We start from the raw sequence: 2,668 nt of genomic DNA, 5'->3' as shown, positions 1-2,668 counted from the left end.
GGCGTCCACCAACCCCTGCTCGTCCGCCGGGAAGGCAAGGTCACCGGCGTCCTCCGCTTCGGAGACGTCTTCGAAAAAATCCGTGAAGGCATGCTGGCCTGCAGCCTTTAGGCCCGGCCCGTCAGACACCCAAGGAGGAACCCCAACATGGTAGCGGCCAAAGCAAACACGTTCGACTGGAAACGCAATCTCTTTCTCTTTCTGGGCCTGGCCCTGTTCGCCATCGTCTACATGTCCCCAGCCTGGCCCGACGCGATCGACCCGGCCGGCAAGCGCTTCATACTGAGTCCCGAGGCCAAGGGCGCCCTTGCCGTCTTTCTCCTGGCCGGCACCTGGTGGGTCTTCGAGGTCGTGCCCATCGGCATCACCAGCATCATGATCGGCATCCTTCAGGCCCTGTTCCTGATCCGACCGGCCAACGTGGCCTTCAAGGACTTCATGGACCCCTCGGTCATGTTCATCTTCGCCTCCATCATGATCGGCCTGGTCTTCACCAAGACCGGCCTGACCAAGCGTCTGGCCTACAAGATGCTCATGGTCGTCGGCGAGAAGACCAGCCGCATCTACCTCGGAGTCTTTGTGGTCACAGCCCTGTTGACCCACATCATGGCCCACACCGCCGTGGCCGCCACCATCTACCCCCTGCTTCTGGCCATCTATTCCCTGTACGGCGAAGGCACCAACAAGACCAAGTTCGGCAAGGGCCTGTTCATGGGCATGGCCTACGTGGCCGGGGCCGGGTCCATCATCACCCTCCTCGGCGCGGCCCGGGCCCCCGTGGCCATCGGCTTCTTCAATGAGATCGCCGGCAAGGACGTCTCCTTCTTCCAGCTCACCTACTACATGGCCCCCATCGGTTGGCTCATGGTCTTTCTCCTCTGGGGCTTTTTCATGATCTTCTGCAAGCCCGAAAAGGACACCATCCCCGGCCTCAGGGAAAAGGCCCGGGAACTCAACGAACAGATGGGCCCCATGAGCCGCAACGAGATCCTGGCCGCGCTCATCGTCGGTCTGGTCATCCTGGTCATGGGCCTCAGGTCCTTTATCCCGGCCCTGGGCGCCATCGACAAGACCGGCCTCATCCTCCTCTCCAGCGTATCCTTCTTCGTCTTCAAGATCCTTTCCATCAGGGACCTGGAAGAGATCCCCTGGAACATCATCCTCCTCTTCGGCGGGGCCATGAGCATCGGCTTCTGCCTCTGGCAGACCGGAGCCGCCGAATGGCTGGCCATCAACTGGCTGGGCCTCTTCTTGAAGGCCCACTGGTTCGTTTTTGTCATGGGCATCGCCTTCTTTGTCATGATCATGACCAACTTCATCATGAACGTGGCCGCCATCGCCATATCCGTGCCCGTGGCCCTGGTCGTGGCCCCCTACCTGGGCGTGGCCCCGGACGTCATCCTCTATGCCGCCCTGGTCACGGCCGGCATGCCCTTCCTGCTCCTGGTCGGCGCGGCCCCCAACGCCATCGCCTACGACTCGGGCCAATTCAGCCCTGGCGAATTCTTCGGCTACGGCGTCCCGGCCAGCGTCATGCTCATGGTCGTGGTCGGCCTGGCCGTCCTGGTCATCTGGCCGCTCCTGGGAATGCCCGTCACCCTGCCCACCCCGTAAACCGGCAAGCGGCCGCCCCTTTGACGTCCCCCGGGCGGCCGCTTTTTTCAACAAAAACATTTTTTTGGAGGACGCCATGAAAGCCTTGGAAAGACTCGTCGAACACATCGCCAATCGGGTGGCCATCAATCTCCGCAACCGGCCCGTCAGTGTCCGGGCCTGCATCAAGGAGTCCCTGCCCCTGGATCACCGGGCCCTGTACTACGCCTTCTACGCCCTGTCGGCCAACCATCCCGTCCATCTGGAATTTCAGCATTCCAACCTGGCCGGATCCTATTTTCTCGGGAAATGCGAGGTCGAGCGCTCGGTCCTCTACAAGACCGATGTCCGGGGCGACGAACTCAAGCACAAGGGCGACATCGTCAAACTCGAACAGGGAGAGGTCCAGCTCTACACCGACGAGGTCATCGCCATCCGGCACAGCGCCTTGGTCAAGACCCTGGTCCACAACCACACCCACGACCCCGAAAACCTTGAGCGATTCGACATCGTCAACACCCTGGCCCTCCACTACGCCAACATCCACGGTTCCCCGGTAGTCGGCTGTTTTCTGGGCCCCTTCGCCACCGTGGACCTCTCGGTCTGCCACCACTGCGTCATCGGCGAATTCGGCTATGTCCAAACCCCTGACCTATCCAATATGAACGTCGAACCAGGCCGGATCTGGATCAAGTATCCCGGGCTCTTTGAATTCAACTACGTCCACGACCCGAAAAAGCTTGCCCCGTACATCTCCCTGGACAAGAACTCCAAGCCGCACGGAATTCTCATGGACTTCTTCGAAGACCGGAAGGAGGATTTCGTCCCCATCTACTCCTCGGTCCAGCCCGAACTGGATATCGACATCCCCAAAAACGCCTTTGTCAGCCCCTACGCGGTCATCAAGGGAAATTGCTCCATCGGCGAAAAGGTCCTGGTGGCCCAGCGGGCCTACATCGAGAACTCCACCCTCGGCCCCGGGGCCAACGCCCAGGAGCATTGCTACATCATCAACTCCGTCTACGAGGGCGACAACATCACCGCCCACGGCGGCAAGGTCATCTACTGCACCATG

2 protein-coding genes are annotated in these 2,668 nt (G+C 60.8%); both read left to right on the top strand.

What is annotated here, in order from left to right; all coding sequences use genetic code 11:
- Nucleotides 1-147: 147 nt before the first annotated feature.
- Nucleotides 148-1,614, top strand: coding sequence for an SLC13/DASS family transporter (locus EOM25_13755; protein ID NCC26239.1), 1,467 nt, complete (start codon nucleotides 148-150; stop codon nucleotides 1,612-1,614).
- Between the two features lie 76 nt (nucleotides 1,615-1,690).
- Nucleotides 1,691-2,668 (top strand): transferase (locus EOM25_13750; protein ID NCC26238.1); only part of this gene is annotated, 978 nt, incomplete at its 3' end.

The organism is Deltaproteobacteria bacterium (assembly GCA_009929795.1).
In the GTDB taxonomy this organism is placed as follows: Bacteria; Desulfobacterota; Desulfovibrionia; order Desulfovibrionales; family Desulfomicrobiaceae; genus RZZR01.
This window is presented reverse-complemented; position numbering and strand designations above follow the sequence as displayed.

Bases quoted from the DNA above. Each gene is read 5' to 3' on its own strand.
- EOM25_13755 (NCC26239.1), top strand. From the start codon at position 148: ATGGTAGCGGCCAAAGCAAACACGTTCGACTGGAAACGCAATCTCTTT.